The 20,099-nt window shown below is 73.9% G+C and carries 10 protein-coding genes; all 10 read left to right on the top strand.

Features of this window, described 5'->3' with window-relative positions:
- The first annotated feature begins 57 nt into the window (after positions 1-57).
- The 10 genes from BM237_RS21190 to BM237_RS29375 all read left to right on the top strand — a co-directional run bounded on the left by BM237_RS21190 (position 58) and on the right by BM237_RS29375 (position 20,092).
- Positions 58-2,760 carry a non-ribosomal peptide synthetase gene (locus BM237_RS21190; protein ID WP_093851317.1) on the top strand — a complete coding sequence of 901 codons (2,703 nt, stop codon included), beginning with the start codon at positions 58-60 and terminating at the stop codon, positions 2,758-2,760.
- A gap of 35 nt (positions 2,761-2,795) precedes the next feature.
- Complete coding sequence (locus tag BM237_RS21185) at positions 2,796-10,670, top strand: non-ribosomal peptide synthetase (protein WP_093851316.1); 7,875 nt, start codon at positions 2,796-2,798, stop codon at positions 10,668-10,670.
- A gap of 1 nt (position 10,671) precedes the next feature.
- Positions 10,672-12,063 carry an MFS transporter gene (locus BM237_RS21180; protein ID WP_175541084.1) on the top strand — a complete coding sequence of 464 codons (1,392 nt, stop codon included), beginning with the start codon at positions 10,672-10,674 and terminating at the stop codon, positions 12,061-12,063.
- Positions 12,053-12,253, top strand: coding sequence for an MbtH family protein (locus BM237_RS21175; RefSeq protein WP_093851314.1), 201 nt, complete (start codon positions 12,053-12,055; stop codon positions 12,251-12,253). The genes BM237_RS21180 and BM237_RS21175 overlap by 11 nt, the downstream gene beginning before the upstream one ends.
- Before the next feature lie 77 nt (positions 12,254-12,330).
- Positions 12,331-13,089: a thioesterase II family protein gene (locus BM237_RS21170; protein WP_245793886.1), complete on the top strand. Its 759-nt coding sequence runs from the start codon at positions 12,331-12,333 to the stop codon at positions 13,087-13,089.
- Positions 13,082-14,929, top strand: coding sequence for a non-ribosomal peptide synthetase (locus BM237_RS21165; RefSeq protein WP_093851312.1), 1,848 nt, complete (start codon positions 13,082-13,084; stop codon positions 14,927-14,929). Before BM237_RS21170 ends, BM237_RS21165 begins: the two co-directional genes overlap by 8 nt.
- The gene (locus tag BM237_RS21160; RefSeq protein WP_093851311.1) at positions 14,926-16,359 is read left to right on the top strand and encodes a cytochrome P450; all 1,434 of its coding nucleotides are present in this window, start codon (positions 14,926-14,928) and stop codon (positions 16,357-16,359) included. Before BM237_RS21165 ends, BM237_RS21160 begins: the two co-directional genes overlap by 4 nt.
- Positions 16,256-17,929 (top strand): condensation domain-containing protein, encoded by a 1,674-nt coding sequence (locus tag BM237_RS21155; protein WP_093851310.1) that lies wholly within the window; start codon positions 16,256-16,258, stop codon positions 17,927-17,929. The genes BM237_RS21160 and BM237_RS21155 overlap by 104 nt, the downstream gene beginning before the upstream one ends.
- Positions 17,926-19,227: an ATP-grasp domain-containing protein gene (locus tag BM237_RS21150; protein ID WP_093851309.1), complete on the top strand. Its 1,302-nt coding sequence runs from the start codon at positions 17,926-17,928 to the stop codon at positions 19,225-19,227. Before BM237_RS21155 ends, BM237_RS21150 begins: the two co-directional genes overlap by 4 nt.
- 541 nt (positions 19,228-19,768) lie before the next feature.
- Entirely contained in the window at positions 19,769-20,092 is a 324-nt protein-coding gene (locus BM237_RS29375; protein WP_175541083.1) for a MiAMP1 family antimicrobial peptide, read from the top strand.
- Positions 20,093-20,099: the final 7 nt, after the last annotated feature.

Below are 20,099 nucleotides of genomic sequence, written 5' to 3'. Positions count from 1 at the left end.
CGCCGACCGCGCGAGTCGTTCGGAGAACCGTTCGGGACATGACGGGGGGAGAGCAACATGCGTGAAGCACACGTTCGCCTGTCCGGGAGGCAGGAGACGCCCGGTGGGGACTTCGCGGCAACGCCGCTCGGTGTGCAGCGGGCCGGCACCGGGCGCACCGACCGCCGCCATACCACGGCCGGGGTCGGCGCCGACCGGACCGCCGCGCTGCGGGCGGTCGCCCGGCGAGCCGGGGTCGGTCTGTCCCCCTTGCTGGTCACCGCCTGGACCCTGCTGCTGACCGAGTACTGCGGTGTCCGCGAGGTGGTCTTCGGGCTCGCGGGGGAGGACCGCCCGCACGACCCCGTGGCCGTGCGCCTGAGCGTCGGCCGCGGAACCCCGCTCGGCGAGCTGCTGGATACGGTCGCCGGGCGACGGTACCCGCACGCCCCGTGGTCGGAGCTGCGGGACGCCTCCCCGGACCCGGACCGAAGGCCGTCGTTCGGCACTCTGCTGGAGATCACCGAGGAGCGCGGGCGGGTCGAGGCGGCCGTGGGCGGGGCGAGCACTCCCGGTGGGGAGCAGCCGCAGGACGGACCGGACCGGCGCTGCCCCCTGCGAGTGCGGATCACCACCGGCGAGGTGCTGACCGTGGTTCTCGACCACAACCGCGACGAGATCGACGACGGCGCGGCCGACCGGATCGCGGGCCACCTGTGCCACCTGCTCGACGTGCTCGCCCGGACGCCGCCCGAGACCCCCGTCGGCCGCCTCACCGTCCTGTCCGAGTCCGAACTGCGGCGCATCGTCCACGACTGGAACGACACCCGCGTCCCCGACGACGACCCGGCCTGCGTACACGAGCTCGTAGAGCGTCAGGCGGCCCGCACTCCTGACGCGGTGGCCGTCCTCCAGGGCGACGACCGGCTGACGTACGCCGAACTCGACCGTGCCGCCGACACCGTGGCCCGCAATCTCGTTGCGGCCGGAGCCGGTCCCGGTCAGTTCGTCGGCATCCACATGGACCGCACGGTGCACACCGTGGTCGCCCTGCTCGGTATCCTCAAGTCCGGAGCGGCCTACCTGCCCGTCGACCGCTCACTGCCCCGAGACCGCGTCCGGCACCTCTTGGCCGCGGTCGACTGCACCACAGTGGTCACCAGCCCGGCCTGTGTACCGGAACTGCGCTCCCTGCACGCCGAACTGCCCGCGCTGAAAACCCTTTTATGGCTCGGCCCCGGTACGAGGGAGGAGACGCCCGCCGAGGGCTCCGGCCCGGCCGTGCGCTCGGCGCTGGAACCGGCCCCGGATCTCGCTCCCGTTCGCGTCCGGCCCGACGACCTCGCCTACGTCATCTTCACCTCCGGCTCGACCGGTGCCCCGAAGGCCGTGACCCTCAGCCACGCGCCGGTGGTCAACCTGATCCGCTGGGTCAACACCACCTTCGCCGTCGGATCGGCCGACCGCGTCCTGTTCGTCACCGCGCTGGGCTTCGACCTGTCGGTCTACGACGTGTTCGGCATGCTTGCCGCGGGCGGCTCCGTCCGCGTCGCCACCGACGACGAACGGCACGACCCCCGCCGCCTGCTGACCGTCCTGGACACCGAGCCGATCACCTTCTGGGACTCGGCGCCCGCCGCCCTCCAGCAGCTCGAACCGCTCTACCTGCTGCGTCCGGCCCCGCCCGTCTCCGCACTGCGCCTGGTCTTCCTCAGCGGCGACTGGATCCCCCTCACCCTGCCGGACACCTGCCGTGCCGCGTTCCCCGGTGCCGAGGTGGTGGCGCTCGGCGGCGCCACCGAGGCCGCGATCTGGTCCAACCACCACCGCGTCGGCCGGGTCGATCCGGCCGGGCCCAGCATCCCCTACGGACGGCCGATCCAGAACGCCCGTTACCACGTCCTGGACGAGGACCTGCGGCCGGTGCCCGTCGGCGTGCCCGGCGACCTCCACATCGGCGGCGAGTGCCTCGCCCTCGGCTACCACGGCGACCCGGGACTCACCGCCGTCAAGTTCGTGCCCGACCCCTTCTCAGACCGGCCCGGCGCCCGTCTGTACGTCACCGGGGACCGGGCGCGGTACTGGCCCGACGGCACCATCGAGTTCCTGGGACGCCGGGACGGCCAGGTCAAGGTCCGAGGCTTCCGGATCGAACTGGGTGAAATAGAGGCCCAGTTGGCGGCCCGCCCCGAGGTGGCCAGCGCCGCCGCGGCCGTGCACACCACCCACGGCGGCCAGCGGCTCGTCGCCTATGTCGTCCCCGTGCCGGGGCGGACGGCCGACCCCACGGAACTGCGCGCCCACCTCGCCGAGCGGTCGGCCGCGTTCATGGTGCCCTCCGACGTGCTGGTGCTGGAGGAGTTGCCGGTCACCGCCAACGGCAAACTGGACCGCGGCGCGCTTCCGGCCCCGCCCGCCCCCGGGTCGGGCGGACGCGCCCATGTGCCGCCGCGGACCGCGGCGGAGGAGGCGGTCGCCGCGATCTGGGCGGACGTGCTCGACGTCGAACGTGTCGGTGCCGAGGACGACTTCTTCGCCCTCGGCGGGCAGTCCCTGGTGGCCACCCGGATGATCGCCCGGCTTCGGGTGCTGCTGGACATCGACGTCCCGCTGCCGCGGCTGATGGACCACCCCCGGCTGGCGGACTTCGCCCTGGTGGTGGAGCAGGCCCTCGCTGAACGGCTGGACGACCTCGACGAGGCGGACGGAACGGGCGACACCGACGGTCCGCGCGAGGAGCCGGAAGACCCCGGACGGCGACTCGCCGGCGGCGTCAGGTGAGCGCGTCCGGCACCGAAGGGGAGGGGAGTGGCGTCATGGGACACGTCGACCCGTCCGGCCCCCCGCGGCCCGGGAGCCGTCGGGCGGCCCTGGAGAGCAGACTGCGCGAGGCCGCGCGCAGCGGCGCGGCCCGCACCCGCACCCGCACCGTCGAACCGGTGCGGGGCCGGAGGACGGCCTCGTTCGCCCAGCGGCGCATGCTGTTCCTGGACGAGCTCCATCCCGCCGCGACCAACTACCACGTGCCGCTGCCGCTGCGCGTGGACGGCCCACTGGACGCCGACGCGCTGGAGGAGGCACTGCGCGAACTGGAGCGGCGCCACGAGGTGCTGCGCACGGTCTACCGGCGCGAGGGCACCGAGGAGATCCAGGAGGTGCGCCCGGTCTCCTTCCGACTGGAGCGCGAGCATCGGCCCGAGATCACCCCGCGGGAGGTCAACGACCGGATCGTCGCCGAGCTGCACCGCCCCTTCGACCTGCGGCGCGGTCCCGTCTGGCGCGGTCTGCTCATCAGCGGTGGTGACGGCCGCGGCTCCGGCGGCGAGCATCATCTGCTGCTGACCTTCCACCACATCGCCTTCGACGGCTGGTCCGTCGGCGTGACGCAGCGGGAACTGAGCGCCCTCTACCACGGCGATCCGGTGCCCGAACTCCCCGTCCAGTACGGGGACTACGCCGTGTGGCAACGCCGCCATGCCGACGCCGGCGGCCACCGCGCGAGTCTGGAGCACTGGCGCGACCGGCTCGACGGTGCCCCCGCGCGCCTGGATCTGCCCGCCGACCGCCCCCGTCCTGCCGAGCCCACCGGGGCGGGCGGCTGCGTCCGCACGTCGCTGGACCCCGGTCTGGCCGAGGCGGTGCGCGCCCTGGCCCAGGAGCGCTCGGCCACCCCGTTCATGGTGCTGCTCGCGGCCTTCCACGCACTGCTGGCCCGTTACGCCGGACAGGACGACATCCTGGTCGGGGTGCCCGTCGCGGGCCGCCTCCTGCCCGAAGTGGAGCCACTTGTCGGGGTCTTCACCAACACCGTGGTGATCCGTGCCGAGGATGTCGGACGGCGCTCCTTCGGCGGCCTGGTCGACCACGTCAGGGAGCGGACCCTGGAGGCGCTCGCCCACCAGGACGTTCCCTTCGAGCAGGTCGTCGAGGCGCTCGCCCCAGACCGCGATCCCAGCACGCCTCCGGTGTTCCAGGTGATGTTCAACTGGAACAACACACCGCGCGAGCCGGTCCGGCTGGGCGCGGCGACGATGACCGAACTGCCCTGCCAGGACCTGGGAACCAGCCGCTTCGACCTGCTCCTGGACGTGGACGAGCAGGGCGGCGAGGTGACGCTGGAGTTCGAGTACGGCCGCGACCTCTTCGACGAGGCCACCGTCACCCGAACGGCCGGGCACTACCTGCGGCTGCTCACCGCCGCGGTGAAGGACCCCGGCCGCCCGGTGGACCGACTGCCGCTGCTCACCGACACCGAACGCGAAAGGCTCACCACCGGCTGGCAGGGCCGGCCCACCGGGTACCCCGGCCCCGGCGACCTGGTGGCGCTCATCGAGGAGCGGGCGGTCCGCTCCCCCCGTGCGCTCGCGCTGGTCCACCGCGACCAGCGCCTCGACCACGCCGAGCTGCACCGGCGCGCCAACCGGCTGGCCCACCACCTGATCGCGGCGGGCGCCCGACCGGACCACCCGGTCGCCGTCCTGCTGGAGCGATCCGCCGAACTGGTGATCACCCTCCTCGCCGTGCTCAAGTCGGGCGCCCCCTACCTGCCGCTCGATCCGGAGCACCCACCGCACCGGCTGGCCGCCGTCATCACCGGCGCCGACGTCGAACTGGCCGTCACCACCGGCGCGCTGGCCCCCGCCCTGGCCGGCACCCCCGCCCGGACGGTCGTCCTGGACGAAGACGCCGAGGCCGCCCGCGTCGCCGCCCGGCCCGACACCCCGCCCGGCGTCCGCCCGCACCCCGACCACCTCGCCTACGTCATCCACACCTCGGGTTCCACCGGCGCCCCGAAGGGCGTGATGGTCAGCCACCGCGCGATCCGCAACCGGCTGCTGTGGGCCCAGCAGGAGTACGGCCTGACCCCCGACGACGTGGTGCTCCAGAAGACCGTCGCCACCTTCGACGTCTCGGTCTGGGAGTTCTTCTGGCCCCTGCTCGCCGGGGCCTGCCTGGCCGTCGCCGAGCCCGGCCGCCACCGTGACCCCGCCCACCTGCGCGAGCTGATCCTGTCCGCCGAGGTCACCACGGTCCACTTCGTGCCGTCGATGCTGCGCGAGTTCCTGCGCGACCCCCTCTCGGCCCACTGCACCGGTCTGCGGCGGGTGCTGTGCAGTGGTGAGACGCTCCCCGCCGACCTGCGCGCCGCGTTCTTCGCCCGCTTCGGCGGCGGACCGCAGGGGCGGCCCGAACTGCACAACCTCTACGGACCCACCGAGGCCGCGGTGGACGTCACCGCCCAGCGGTGCGCGCCGGACGAGGACGGGCACGCCGTCCCCATCGGCAGACCCGTCGCCAACACCACCTGCCACGTGCTGGACCGGCACGGCGAGCCGCAGCCGGTCGGCGTGCCCGGCGAACTCCACCTGGGCGGCGTGCAGATCGCACGCGGCTACCTGGGCAGGTCGGATCTGACGGCGGAGCGGTTCGTGCCCGATCCCCTCGGTCTGCCTGGTGGCAGGCTCTACCGCACCGGGGACCTGGCGCGGTGGCGCCCGGACGGCACTCTGGAGTTCCTCGGCCGTGTCGACCACCAGGTCAAGGTCCGCGGTATCCGGATCGAACCCGGCGAGATCGAGGCGACTCTGGCCGAACACCCGGCGACCGACCAAGTCGTGGTGACCGCGGACCGTGCCGGTGAGGCGGGCACCCGGCTGGTCGCCCATCTCACCCCCGCCGACCCCGTGTCCCCGCCCGACCCGGGCGCACTGCGCGCCTGGCTGCGCCTCCGGCTGCCGGAACCCATGGTGCCCTCGGCCTTCGTCGTCCTGGACGCCTTCCCGCTGTCGGCCAACGGCAAGGTCGACCGTCGCCGGTTGCCGGCGCCGGACTCCGACAGCCACCGGCGCGGCGCGTACGAGCCGCCCGCCGGGCCGGTGGAGACCGCCCTGGCCGCCCGCTGGGCCGAGCTGCTCGGCGTGCCCGGCGTCGGACGGCACGACGACTTCTTCGCCCTCGGAGGCCACTCCCTGCTGGCCGCCCGGATGGTGGCCGAACTGGGGGAGGAACTGGGCATCGAGATACCGCTGCGCCTGGTGTTCGACGCGCCCACCGTCGCCGAACTCGGCACGCGGGTAGCCGGGTCGAACACCGGGAGCGACGGCATGACCGGGGGCGATACGGCCGGGGCCGCCCTGCCGCCGGTCCTGGTCACCGACGACCCGGTGCCCGAACCCTCCTTCGCCGAGGCCCGCCTGTGGCTGGTCGAACAACTCGCCCCCGGCGACCCCTCCTACACCGTCCCCGAGGCGTACCGGCTGCGCGGCCCGCTCGACGCCGACATCCTCGCCCGCGCCCTGGACCTCCTGATGGAGCGCCACGAGGCGCTCCGCACCCGCTACCACGACCGGGACGGCACACCCGTCCCCGAGGTCGCCGCGCCGGAACCGGTGGAACTGCGCGGCCGGGACCTGAGCGGGCTGGCGGCGGCTGAGCGCGAGGCGGCACTCCGCGACGAGCTGCGCCGCGCGGCCGGCCACCGCTTCGACCTGCGGACCGGCCCGCTGCTCGCCGCCACGCTCGTCCGCCTGGCCGAGGACGACCACGTCCTGGCCCTCACCGCGCACCACATCGCCGTGGACGCCCGGTCGGTCCGGTTGCTGGTGCGCGACCTGGACCGGATCTACCGGGCCCTGCTCGACGGACCGGACGTCCCGCTGCCCGCCCCGCCCCCGGTCCGCTACCGGGACTTCGCGCGCTGGCAGCGCGCGCTGGTGTCCGGCGGGGCGCTGGGACGGGACCTGGCCTACTGGCGCGACCGGCTCGACGGCGCCCCCGCCCTGGACCTGCCCGCCGACCACCCGCGCTCGGCCGCCCCCTCGACGGCGGGAGCCGTCCACGCCTTCACCCTGCCGCGGGCGGTGAGCGACGGGCTCGCAGACCTGGCCGCCAAAACGGGCTGCACGCCGTTCATGGTGCTGACCGCCGCCTACGCCGCGCTGCTGCGGCGGTACACCGGCCAGGACGACATCGTCCTGACCACCCCGGTGATCGACCGGCCGCGGCCCGAACTGGCCGACGTCGTAGGCATGTTCCTCAACACCCTGCCACTGCGGGTACGCGTCCCGCGCGTGACCGCCTTCCGCGAGCTGTGCCGAGAGGTCCGCGAGACCCTCCTGGGCGCCTTCGCCCACCGGCGGCTGCCGTTCGACCGGATGGTGGACGAACTCGGACTGGACGCCGAGGCGCTGGGCCGCCACACCATCACCCTGGAAAGGCGGGAGGAAGGCACGGCGACCCTCGGCCCGCACGTGGGACTGACCGAACTCCCGCCCTCGGCGGCACACGCCAAGGCGGAGCTGAACCTCACCCTGGAGGAGGGCCGCGACGGCGTCCGAGGCTGGTTCCTCTACCGGACCGACCTCCACGAGCACGACCGGATCGCCCGCATGGCGCGCCACTTCCGGACGCTGCTGGCTGCCGCCGTACGGAACCCCGACACCCCGGTCCACCGGCTCGCGATGCTCACCCCGGCCGAACGCGAGTCGCTGTTGGCCGCAGGCGCCCCCTCCGCGCCGTCGGCGGCGTGCCTGCACGACCTGATCGCCCTGCGGGCCGCCCGCACTCCCGACGCCACCGCCCTGGACGGGCCGGACGGGACGCTGACCTACCGGCAGGTGGAGGAGCGCGCCAATCGGCTGGCGCACCACCTGCGCGCCCTGGGAACAGGCCGGGGCGACGTGGTGGCCGTGGCGCTGCCGCGCTCGGCCGGACTGGCGGTGGCCCTGCTGGCGGTGCTCAAGAGCGGCGCCACCGCGGTGCCCCTGGACCTCACCTACCCGGCGGCCCGCCTGGACCTGCTGCTGGCCGACAGCCGAGCGCGCCGACTGGTCACCGGCGGGACACCGGACGGTGACGGGGGAGCGCCGGACGCGTTCGGCAGCTTCGACGGCGTGCGGGTGGACCTGGCCGACCCGGCCACTCGGGCGCTGATCGCCGGCCGGCCCGCCGCGCCGCCCGACACCGGGACCACGCCCGCCGACACCGCCTTCGTCTTCTACACCTCCGGCTCCACCGGCCGCCCCAAGGGGGTGCTCGCCCACCACGCGGGCGCCGTCGCCCACCTGGACCACATGGTCCGCGCGTACGGCGTGGGCACGGCGGACACGGTGCTGCAGCTGGCCCCGGTGTCCTTCGACGCCTCCGTCCGCGATCTCTTCGGCCCGCTGACCGCCGGGGCCCGGGTGGTGCTGCCTTCCGACGACCAGGCCACCGACCCCGGGGCGATCGCCGGACTGATCGCCGTCGAGGACGTCACCTGCCTGCTCAGTGTGGTGCCGACCATGCTCCGCGCGGTGCTCGCCGAGCTGGAGGACCGCCCCGGTCCGGCACCCGGCGTCCGCCTGGTGCTGCTCAGCGGGGAGACGCTCGACCACGACGACGCCGCCCGGGCGCGCCGGGCGTTCGCCCCGGACACCCAGGTGGTGAACCAGTACGGGCCCACCGAGTGCACCATGACCTCCACCCGCCACCGGGTACCACCCGCCGCGCCGGACGGGCCGGCCGGTACCGGTCCGGTGCCGGCGGGCCGGCCCGTTCCCGGCTGCCGGATCGCCCTGGTGGACGCCGACGGCGAACTCGTCCCGGTGGGCGTCCCCGGCGAGGTGTGGATCAGCGGCACGGGCCTGACCCACGGTTACCTGGACAGGCCGGACCTGACGGCCGAGCGGTTCGTGCCCGACCCCTTCGGGGACGTACCGGGCGCCCGCGCGTACCGCACCGGGGATCTGGCCCGGTGGCGGGCCGACGGCGAACTGGAGTTCCTCGGGCGGCTCGACGGCCAGCTCAAGATCCGCGGCAACCGCGTGGAGCCCGCCGAGGTGGAGTCGGCCCTGCGGGCCCTGCCCGGGGTGGCGGACGCCGCCGTCCTCGCCCACCGAGGACGGCTCGCGGCCTGGCTGGCCCCCGCCGGGCTGGACCTGCCGAGGCTGCGGCGCGCGTTGCGCGACACCCTCCCCGCCCACCTGGTGCCGTCCTGGCTCACGGCCCTGCCCGAGCTGCCGCGCACCCCCAACAACAAACTCGACCGGCGGGCGCTGCCCGAACCGGGCGCCACGGAGGGGAGCGCGGCGGACGCGGCGGACGCGGTGGGACGGCCGGCGGTCTCGCCGCCGCGCACCCCGACCGAGTCGGCCGTGGCCGCGCTGTTCGCCGAACTGCTGGACGACGGAAGCCCCTTCGGCCGCGACGACGACTTCTTCGGCCGGGGCGGCCACTCGCTGCTGGCGGCCCGGCTGGCCGCCCGGATCCGCCGGACCCTCGGCGTCGACCTGCCCCTGCGCACGGTCTTCGACGCGCCCGACGTGGCGGCGCTGGCCGCCCGCATCGACGAACGGCGCTCGTCGGCACGTGGGGTCGCGGTGGACGGCCCGGTGACGGACGTACCGGGAACGAACCGGCCGATCCCGCAACAGGACGACACCTGGAGGCGGTGCGCCCGACACCCGGGCACCGCGGCCTACAACCTCGGCTTCACCCTGCGTCTGACCGGTCCGCTGGACACCACCGCGCTGCTGCGCGCCCTCGACGCGGTCCACGCCCGCCACCCGGCGCTGCGCACCCGCTTCCCCGGCGACGCCGACGGCGTGGTGCGGTGCCTGCGTGACCCGGTGCGGCCGTTCCCGCTGGAACACCGCGATGTCAGCGGGGAGGACGACCCCGGCGACGCCGGCGCCCGGATCGCCGCGGCGGTGCTGCGCGCACCGTTCGACCTGCGCGGGGGGCCGCTGACGCGCGCCACCCTGGTGCGCCGCTCCCCGGGCGACCACGTCCTGGCCTTCGCGGTCCACCACATCGTCTCCGACGGCTGGTCGGTCTCCCTGATCGAGCGGGACCTGGCCGCCTACTACCGTCACCTGGTCTCCGGTGAGCCGCTGGACCTGCCCGACGTCCCCGGCTTCGAGCCGTACGCCGCCCGGCTGCTGGCCAGGCTGGAGGAGCCGGGCACCGCGCGCCGCCTGGCGCAGCGGGCGGCCCGACTGGAAGGTCTGCCCGAGGCGCCGGAGGCGCCGACCGACCGCCCGCGCCCGGCGGAGCCCGCCATGGACGGTGCCACGGTCCCCTTCGACCTCGGCCCGGGCACCGCGCGCGCCGTGCGGCAGCTGGCCCGGGCCGAGGGCGCCAGCACCTTCATGGTGCTGTTCGCCGCCTACCAGAGCTGGCTGCACCGGCTCACCGGCGCGCCGCGCTTCGCGGTCGCGGTGCCGGTGAGCAACCGGCCGGACCCGGTCGCCGAGGATGTCGTCGGACCGTTCGCCGACATCGTTCCGGTCGCCGCCGACCTGCGAGTCCCGGCCGACTTCCGCGCACTGGTGCGTGCCGTGCGCGCGGAGTGCCTGACCGCCTGGGAGTACCAGGACCTGCCCTACGAGGTACTCACGGAGCGGGTCGCACCCTGCCGGACGATGTTCGCGGTGCAGAACTACCCCTCGGGCGCGGTGTGGCCGCACGGGCTGACCGCCGAGGACGTCGCCGTGGACCGGGACACCTGCCGATACGACTTCCAGGTGCGCTGCCACGAGACCGGGGAGGGGATCTCCGGCTGGATCGAGTACAGCACCGAGCTGTTCGACCGCGACACGGTGCGCGGCTGGCCGGACGGGCTGCGCGAGGTCCTGGCCGCGGCCCTGGAGAATCCCGGGGCCCGGCCCTGGGAGGGCGGGGAGGACCGGACGTCAGAGGGAGGCCGGTGAGGTGCGCGTCTTCAACCTGATCTGGTTCGGCCAGCTCGTCTCCCTGATCGGTTCCGCCGTCACCGTCTTCGGCCTAGGGGTCTGGGTCTTCGAGACCACCGGGTCGGTCACCTACTTCAGCACCGTGGTGCTGGCCGGTTCCCTGCCCGGGGTGCTGGCACTGCCCGCGGCCGGAGCGCTGGTCGACCGCTGGGACCGCCGCCGGACGATGCTGCTCAGTGACGCCGTGGCCGTCGTCGTCCCGGCCGCGGTCGGCCTGGCGCACCACGCCGGCGTGCTGGTGATGTGGCACGTCTACGTGCTGGTGGCGGTGTCCTCGGTGTGCACCGCCTTCCAGTGGCCCGCGCTGTCCGCCCTGGTGCCGGAGATCGCGCCGACCAGCGAACTGAGCCGGGCCAACGGCCGGATCGGTCTCGCCGACGGCATGGGACGACTGGTCGGCGCGGCGCTCGGCGGCGCCCTGTACACGGTGACAGGGCTCTCCGGACTGGTCGCGCTCGACGTGCTGACCTTCTGCGTAGCCGTCGGCACGCTGATCGTGGCCGGACGGTGGAGGGCAGCCGACGGCACGGGCGCGCCGGGGAGGGCCCACGCTGTGGAGGAGGACGGGACGGGGGCGGCGGAGGACGGGCCCGGGCCCCGACGGTCGGTACGCCGGGACGTCGCCGACGGCTGGCGGTTCATCCGAGCCCGGCGCGGACTGCTCGGCCTTCTGGTGTTCTTCGCGGTGACCAACCTGGCCGTCGAACTCGTCGTGGTGCTGGTCCCGCCACTGGTGCTCAGCATCGGCACCCCGGCGCAGCTCGGCACCGTGGAGGCCGTCGGCTGGGCGGGCATGCTGCTCGTCGGTTTCTACCTCAGCCTGCGCCGCGCGCCCACCCGGCGGGTGGCCGCCATCCTGGCGATCACCTCGGTCAACGGCCTGCTGGTGCTGGCCTGCGGTGTCCACCCCTCACCCTGGGTGATCGCCGTGGCACTGTTCGGCGTCCTGGGCGGCTACTCCGTGATCAACGTGGTCACGGCCACCCTGTGGCAGCTGAAGACACCGCGTGAGATGCAGGGCCGCGTCTTCGCGGTGCGCCGTGCCATCGCCTGGTCCACCGACCCCGTCGCGTACGGACTGGCCGGCCCGCTGGTGGAGTTGGTGGCCCGCCCGCTGGTCTCGTCGGGCGGTGCCCTGGAGACGACGGTCGGCCGGATCACCGGCACCGGCGCGGACATCGCCCTGGTGTTCCTCGGCGCGGGCCTGCTGCTGCTCGCCGCCGTCGCCGTGACCATCGCGCGCCCGCGGGTGATCCGGCTGGAACAGGAGGTACCCGACGCGCTGACCGCGACGGAGACCCCCGACCACGCGACGAACCACACCAAGGAGGAGACGACTCATGGCGCATGACGACGCGGACGACCGTATCTACAAGGTGGTCGTCAACCACGAGGAGCAGTACTCGATCTGGCCGGAAGACCGGGAGAACCCGGCGGGCTGGCGGGACGCGGGCCACCGGGGACCCAAGGACGAGTGCCTGGCGCACATCGCGCGGGTGTGGACCGACATCCGCCCGCTGAGCCTGCGTCAGCGCTCATGACCGGCACGTCCCGGACGGTGCCGGCGGCGGAATCAGCCGCGCCCGCAGTGCCCACCGCACCGGCGGCGGACGACGGCGTGGGCCCTCCACGCCCGGCGCGCTGGCTGCTGCGCAGACCGGACGCCGACGCCGAAGCCCGGATCTTCTGCTTCCCCTACTCCGGCGTGGGCGCGTCCATGTTCTCCCGCTGGCCACGGCGCATCGGCCGAGCCGAGACCTGCCCGATCCAGCTTCCCGCCCGCGAGAACCGCATCAGAGAACGGCACTTCGGCACCTTCGGACGGCTGGCCGAGAACCTCATCGAGCCCCTCCTGCCTCACCTGGACCGGCCGTTCGTCTTCTTCGGGCACTGCGCGGGGGTGCTGCCCGCCTTCGAGACCGCGCGGCAGCTGGCCGCCCGCGGCCTGCCGACCCCGGACCGGCTGGTGGTGTCAGCACAGGTCCCGCCGCACGAGTGCCCGCACGACCGGTTCCTGGGACTGAGCGACGAGGAACTGACCGACGAACTGTCGCAGCAGGTGATCGCCCGCGGCGGCACCCCGCACCCCCTGCTGATGAAGCTGACGCTCGACGTCCTGCACCAGGACCTGGACGCGACCGCGCTGTACACCACCGACGGCCCGACACCCCTGCCGTCCGGCATCACGGTACTGCGCTGGTCCGACGACCCCGAGGTCCCGCCCGGACGGCTCGACGGGTGGAGCGCGTACTCCGACGATGTCGAGTTCGCGGTGCTCGGCGGCGGCCACTACGAGTTCCTGTCGGCCCCCGCCGACCTGATGTCCCTGCTGGAGCGCGTCACGGCACCAGCGAAGGGGGGAAGCGACCATGTCTGAGACCGTCGCGGAACCGGCGCCCGGCCCCACGGCCGCCGGGGCACCCGCGGAGCCCGGAACCATCGCGCACGTCGTCACGCGCCGGGCGCGCGCCCATCCGGACCGGGTCGCCGTGTCCGGCCCCGACGGCACGCTCACGTACGCCCAACTCGACGCCCGGGCCAACCGGTTGGCCCGGCACCTACGGGCCGCCGGGACCGGGCCCGGTGACACGGTCGGGCTCCTGGCCCACCGCGCGGCGGAGACCGCGGTGGCCCTGCTGGGCATCCTCAAGGCAGGCGCCGCCTACCTGGCGCTCGACCACCGACAGCCCGCTGAGCGCCACCGGCTGCTGCTGGACGACGCCGCGGTCCGGGTGGTACTCACCCTCGGGGAACCGGACGCCGCGGGGCTGGAGGGGCGCACCGTGATCGCCCCGGACCGCGAGCCGGACCGGTCCGCCGCCGCAGGGCACGCGCCGGACCCGGTCACCGTCCCCGCCGGGGCCGGGCACCCGGTCTACATCGCCTACACCTCCGGCTCCACCGGCCACCCCAAGGGCGTGTGCGTGCCGCACCGGGCGGTGCTGCGCCTGGTCCTCGGCCCGGACTACGTCACCATCGGCCCCGACGACGTGTTCCTCCAGCTCGCGCCGATCGCCTTCGACGCCTCCACTCTGGAACTTTGGGGGCCGCTCCTGAACGGCGGTCGGCTGGTTTTCGCCCCGCCGCACGATCTCACGCCGACCGAACTGGCCGCGCTGGTGCACCGGGAGGGCGTGACCATCCTGTGGCTCACCGCAGGCCTGTTCCAACGGGTGATGGACCTCGGCCCGGACGTTCTGGCCGGCCTGCGGGGGCTGCGCTACCTGCTCGCGGGCGGCGACGTCCTCTCCCCGGCACACGTGCGGCGCGCGGTCGCCACCCTGCCCGCCACCACCGTCGTCAACGGCTACGGGCCCACCGAGAACACCACCTTCACCTGCTGCCACCCCGTCACCGAACCGCCGGAGGAGGGCGCGGCGGTTCCCATCGGCCGGCCGATCCGCCACACCCGCGCGTACGTGCTGGACGAGCGGCTGGAACCGGTACCGGACGGGGAGACGGGCGAGCTGTACGCCGCAGGGGACGGCCTCGCCCACGGCTACCTCGGCAGCCCTGGGCTGACGGCCGGACGATTCCTGCCCGACCCGTTATCCGGCACGCCCGGCGAACGGATGTACCGCACCGGCGACCTGGTGCGCCGACGGCCCGACGGGACGCTGGAATTCGTCGGACGCGCCGACGACCAGGTCAAGATCCGCGGCTTCCGCGTCGAGCCGGGGGAGGTGGAGGCCGCGCTGACCGCCCTGGAAGGGGTGGCGCGGGCCGCCGTGGTACCACGCTCCCTCCCCTCCGGGGGCAGGCAGTTGGTCGCCCACGTGGTGGGCGACGACCTGTCCACCCTCCGGCTCCGGCGCCGGCTCGCCGTGTCGCTGCCCTCCTACGCGGTGCCCGCCTTCATCCGCTGCGTACCCGAACTCCCGCTGAACGCCAACGGCAAGGTCGACCGGACCGCCCTGGCCCGCGAATGGACCCCGTACGAGCGGCCCGAGCTCAACGACCCCCACCGGACACCGCAGACGGAGACGGAAAGGGCCGTGGTGGCCCTGTGGACCGACCACCTGGGCATTGCCGGGATCGGCGCCGACGACGATTTCTTCGAGGTCGGCGGCGACTCCCTGCTCGCGGTGTCGATCATCACCGAACTGGGCCGCGGATACGGCGTGGAGATCACCCCGCTGGCGTTCTACATCGACCCCACACCCGCTGGACTGGCCCGGCTGCTGGAGCGCCGGAGCGCCGAACGGGAGGACGGGTGAGGATCTCCGTCCCGGGGCCCGAACCGGTCGACCCGGCCGCGTTCGACCTCTTCGATCCCGAGTCCTACGCCACCGGGGACCCACACCCCGCGTGGGCGGCCATGCGCGCCCACGCGCCGCTGCACCGGCAGGAACTTCCCGACGGACGGGAGTTCGTGTCGGTGACCCGCCACGCGGACGTGTGCCGGGTGCTGGGCAGTCACCGGGAGTTCACCTCGGAACGCGGCAGTCTGCTCCAGCAGCTCGGACAGGGCGAGGCCGCCGCGGGCAAGATGCTGGTGGCCACCGACCCGCCGCGCCATGGCGAGCTGCGCCGACCGCTGAACAGGATGCTGACCGGCAAGGGCCTGGACGCCTCCCGGGAACTGGTCCGCGAGGCGGCACGCGCGGTGTTCCGTCCGCCCGCCGACGGCGAGGTGTGGGACCTGGCGGCCTGCGCGGCCGAACTGCCCATGGCCGTGGCCGGGGCACTGATGGGCCTTCCGCCCGGCGACGGGCCCCGGTTGCTGAAGTGGACCGGCATGGCCGCCGCACCCCAGGACCCCGCCTTCCGCGTGCACAGCGCCAAAGCGACGCTGGCCATCGCCCACCACGAGTTGTTCACCTACTTCTCCGAGCAGGTCCGCGTTCGGGAGAACGGCTTCCGCGCCGAGGGGCCCGATCTCGTCCGGTACCTGATGGAGGTCCCCGCGGGCGACGCGCCGCTCAGCCGCGAGGAGGTGATCCTCAACTGCTACAGCCTGCTGCTGGGCGCCAACGCCACCACCCCGCACACCGTCAGCGGCACCGTCATGGCGCTGATGGAGAACCCCGGCCAGTACCGGCTGGTCCGTGCGGACCCCTCCCTGGTACCCGGACTGGTGGAGGAGGGGCTGCGCTGGACCTCGGCCGCCGGCAGCTTCCTGCGACATGCCGTGACCGACGTCGAGCTGAGCGGCGGCACGGTCCGCGCCGGCGAGGCCGTGGCCGCCTGGGTGGGCTCGGCCAACCGGGACGAGCGGGTCTTCACCCGCCCCTACCGCTTCGATGTCACCCGAAGCGACAACCGGCACATCGCCTTCGGGTTCGGGCCGCACTACTGCCTCGGGGCGGCCGTGGCACGGCTGACCCTCAACGCCTTCTTCGCGGAGGCGGTCGAGCGGGTCGAGGAGTTCGAGCCCGCCGGGGAACCGGTCCATCTGGCGTCCAACTTCATCGCCGGCATCACCCGGTTGCCGGTCCGGGTCCGGTCGTCCTCACGCGCCGCGCCGGTGCGGCGGACCGCCGCACCGCCCACAGGGGCACCCCCCACCGAAGCCCGAGCCGCCGCAGTCACAGGAGAGTCCGATGAGGGAGAACGCCATGGCGTGGACCGAGCGCCGACTGACCGGCGAACTGCTGGAGATCCTCGCCACTCACCTGGCCGGTCAGGAGATCCGGCCGGACGATGACTTCTACGCGATGGGCGGCGACTCACTCGTCGCCCTGCGGGTCGTCGCCGACGCCCAGGCCCGCGGCCTTCCGATGACCCTCCAGGACATCCTGTTCCACCCGACGGCCGCCGAACTGGCCGCCGAACTCGCCGGTCGCGACCCGGCCGACGCCGAGGAGGCGGAGGGAGCCGCAGCACCGGGGCACTCCCCGGCCGCCGCCGGGCCGTTCGGCCTGGTCACCGAGGCGGACCGCGAGGCGCTGCCGGACGGCCTGGACGACGCCGTGCCCGCCACCGCCCTTCAGATCGGACTGCTGTACGTCTCGCAGCTGTCCGCCGACTCCACGCTCTACCAGGACCTCGTCGGCGTGGAGGTGAGCGGCCGCTTCGACGACGCTCTCTTCCGCGACGCGCTGGCCGCGCTCTGCCGCCGTCACACCGTGCTGCGCAGCTCCTTCGACCTGGGCACCTTCGGCGAACCGCTCCAGCTCGTGTGGTCCGACCCCGGGCTTTCGCTGACCGTCGACACCGTCGCCACCCAGGACCCCGGCGACGACGCCAAGACCGTCGGCCTGATGGAGGACTGGAAGCGGCGCAGGCTCGCCGAGCCGCCGGACACCGGCCGTGCCCCCGCCTTCCGCTGCCACGTGGTGGCCCGTCCGAAGTCGTTCCACGTCATGCTGGCACTGCACCACGCCTTCGTCGACGGCTGGAGCTATGCCCAACTGCTCGTGGACCTGATGGTGCTGTACGACGCCGCGCTGAGCGGCACCGAGCCCGCTCTCCCCCCGGTGCCCGGGAGCGGGGCGCGGATCTTCGCCGAACTGGAGCGTGCCGCACTCGACTCCGCCGAGGCCGAGCGGTTCTGGCGCGAGGAGGCCGACGTACCCCCGCTGCGCTTCGACCGGGGCCGTTTCGACGCCGCGCCCGACCAGTCGGCCCACGCGGCGTTCGACATCGACACCGACCTGCTGGCCCGACTGCGCCGCGCGGCCCGGCAGGCAGGCGTACCGCTGCGCAGCCTGGTGCTGGCCGCACACGCCTGGTCGCTCGGCCGCTGGGCGGACCGGGAGCGCGACGTGGTGACGGGCGTGGTGGTCAACGGCCGTCCCGAAATCATCGGCTCGGACCTCATGGTCGGACTCTTCCTCAACACCGTGCCCATGCGGTTCCCCGGCCTGACCGGGAGCTGGGCGGACCTGGCGCGCCACGCGCTGCTGTCCGAGCAGCGCGCACTGCCCCACCGCCGCTATCCCCTGGGCCGCATCGAGCAGCTCATCGGCCGCCCGCCCTTCGACGTGGCGTTCAACTTCACGCACTTCCACGTCTACCGGCGGCTCGACGAGCTGCGCGAGATACGGCCGGGCACCTGGTGGGCGTACGACAAGAACAGCTTCCCCGTGGTGGTGGACTTCGCGATCGAGGCGCCCGAGGCGGGCACAGGCGTCACCTACTCCTACGCCCCCGCCCTGGCCGGGGAGGAGGAGATACGCCGGCTGGCCGGTCTGTACCGCGCGGCCCTGCGCGCCGCCGCCGAGGATCCCGACCGAGAGGCGGACGACACGGCGGATCTGGCGGAGGGCCGATGACCACCACGAGCGGCGGCCTGGCGGTCGTCTACGACAAGGGCGCCGTCTCGGCCGCGGAGATCGGACGCGGCCTGGCCGGGCTGGGCCGGGTCACCTTCCTGGTGGCCGCCTCCGACCACACCGCCCGGCTCGGCCAGGTGCTCGCCCGGCTCGGCGACGTGGTGCGCCTGACCGGCGACCCGGACGCCGACGCGGCGGCGGTGCGCGCCCTGGAACCGGACGCGATCACCACCTACAGCGAGCCCATGCTGCGCACCACGGCCCGGCTCGCCGAAGCGACCGGGCTGCCGTTCCACGAGGCGGCCACCGCCCTGCTGCTGACGGACAAGGCCCGCCAGCGCGCCACGCTGCGCGAGGCCGGGGCGGACGACGTGCGCAGCCGTCCGCTGACCGGGCCCGGCGACTGGCCGGAGGCGATCGCGGAGGTCGGCTACCCCGCCATCGTCAAACCCGTCCGCGGCGAGGGCAGCCGGGACACCTACACCGTCGCCGACGAGGACGAGGCCCGCGCGGTGCTCTCCCGGCTGATGGACGGACGCGCCGCCTCCGAAGGCCCCGGGTTCGTGGTCGAGGAACTGCTCACCGGACGCCCCGGGCAGCCCTTCGGCCTCGGCGACTACGTCTCGGTGGAGAGCGCCGTCGGCCCGGACGGCGTCACCCACCTCGCGGTGACCGGCAAGTTCCGCCTGGTCCCGCCCTTCCGTGAGGTAGGCCAGTTCTGGCCCGCCGCACTGCCGGACGACGAGCACGAGGAGGTACTGCGGCTGACCACCCGCGCGCTGCGGGCCCTGGGCGTCACCACCGGCCTGACCCACACCGAGATCAAGCTGACCGCACGGGGACCGCGTGTCATCGAGGTCAACGGCCGCCTCGGCGGCCACGTCAACGAACTGGCCCGCCGTGCGGCGGGCATCGACCTGGTGCGCGTCGGCGGCCTGCTGGCGCTGGGCAAACCGGTCGGGCTGGATCCGCTGTGTGCGGACCGGGTCTACTTTCAGTACCACAACCTCGCCCCGACCGTCCCCTGCGAACTCGCCGGGGTGCAGGGGGCCGAGGAGGTGCGCCGCAGGACAGGCGTGGACGGCTACCGCGCCTTCTCCCGCCCGGGCGACCGCCTGCCCGGCGGCGTCATGACACAGGAGATGGACATCCTCACCGGGGCCTGCGACGGCCACGACACCCTGCTGGAGGTCGTGGACGGCGCCCTGGATGCCCTGACCTACGCCTTCCGCTTCCCCGGAGGGACCCTCAGGGTGCCCGCCGCCGACCTCCGCACGGAGGTCCGGCCCCTGCGGTGACGCTCCCGCCGCCCACGGCTCGTGTCCCCGACCGCGGCGGCGGGGAGCGGGCCGGGGCAGCAGGGTGAGGTGACCGACCGGCCGAGTGATCCTGCCCCGGTCTCCCAGGATGGTGCAGCTGTCGCCGTCCTTGGTCAGGGAGTCGACCGGTCCGAAGTCGGGCGTGCCGCCGGCGTCGACCGCCGACCGGGCAAGACCCCGGCCCGTCCAGTGCGGGTCGCGTACGGATGAGAAAACGATCGTGGCCTGCCGGAAGCAGGCGCGTTCTCCCGGCGCCGGGGCCCAGCACTCCGGGTGCCCGGCTAAACCCGCAGGTCAGACAGCGAAATCCTGCTGGAGTATCAGGAGAAACCGCCGAACGGGTCATCAGGGTCCTCGAACAGGTGGTACGGCCGTGTGCCCGGCGCGTGCCGAGGGCCGGAACAGCGGGAGTGCGCGGGCCCGTGCGCGCACCGACCGTGCTTCCGCCCGCTCTTACGGAATGCCACCCTCTGTAGTGGAATCGATTCGGAGAGTGTTCATTCTTCTCGGAGGAGGACTCATGCGCAACCAGCACACCGTACGTACCACCGTTACCGCGGCCATGACGGCCGCCGTCCTGGTGATGAGCACAGGAGCGGCCTTCGCGAGCAGTTTCCGGGGCTGGTCCGGTGCGCACTACACCGGCACCAGCTCGGAGGTCACCAGGTGCGGCTGCAGCAACCTCAGCCTCAACCACCGCGGGTCCTACCGGTTCGACCACACGGGTCAGGACGCGAGCATGTTCAACACCCGCAACTGTCAAGGAAGCCCGCACTACACCTTCCGGGGCGACGCGTCGAGCCCCGCGCCCGTCGGCTGGCGGAGCATCTACATTCACTGCTGACCTCGAC

Origin of the sequence: Streptomyces mangrovi (assembly GCF_900114215.1) — a bacterium.
GTDB lineage: Bacteria > Actinomycetota > Actinomycetes > Streptomycetales > Streptomycetaceae > Streptomyces > Streptomyces barkulensis.
This window is presented reverse-complemented; position numbering and strand designations above follow the sequence as displayed.

Bases quoted from the DNA above. Each gene is read 5' to 3' on its own strand.
- BM237_RS21190 (WP_093851317.1), top strand. From the start codon at position 58: ATGCGTGAAGCACACGTTCGCCTGTCCGGGAGGCAGGAGACGCCCGGT.
- BM237_RS21150 (WP_093851309.1), top strand. From the start codon at position 17,926: ATGACCACCACGAGCGGCGGCCTGGCGGTCGTCTACGACAAGGGCGCC.
- BM237_RS29375 (WP_175541083.1), top strand. From the start codon at position 19,769: ATGCGCAACCAGCACACCGTACGTACCACCGTTACCGCGGCCATGACG.
- BM237_RS21155 (WP_093851310.1), top strand. From the start codon at position 16,256: ATGAGGGAGAACGCCATGGCGTGGACCGAGCGCCGACTGACCGGCGAA.
- BM237_RS21165 (WP_093851312.1), top strand. From the start codon at position 13,082: ATGTCTGAGACCGTCGCGGAACCGGCGCCCGGCCCCACGGCCGCCGGG.
- BM237_RS21175 (WP_093851314.1), top strand. From the start codon at position 12,053: ATGGCGCATGACGACGCGGACGACCGTATCTACAAGGTGGTCGTCAAC.
- BM237_RS21185 (WP_093851316.1), top strand. From the start codon at position 2,796: ATGGGACACGTCGACCCGTCCGGCCCCCCGCGGCCCGGGAGCCGTCGG.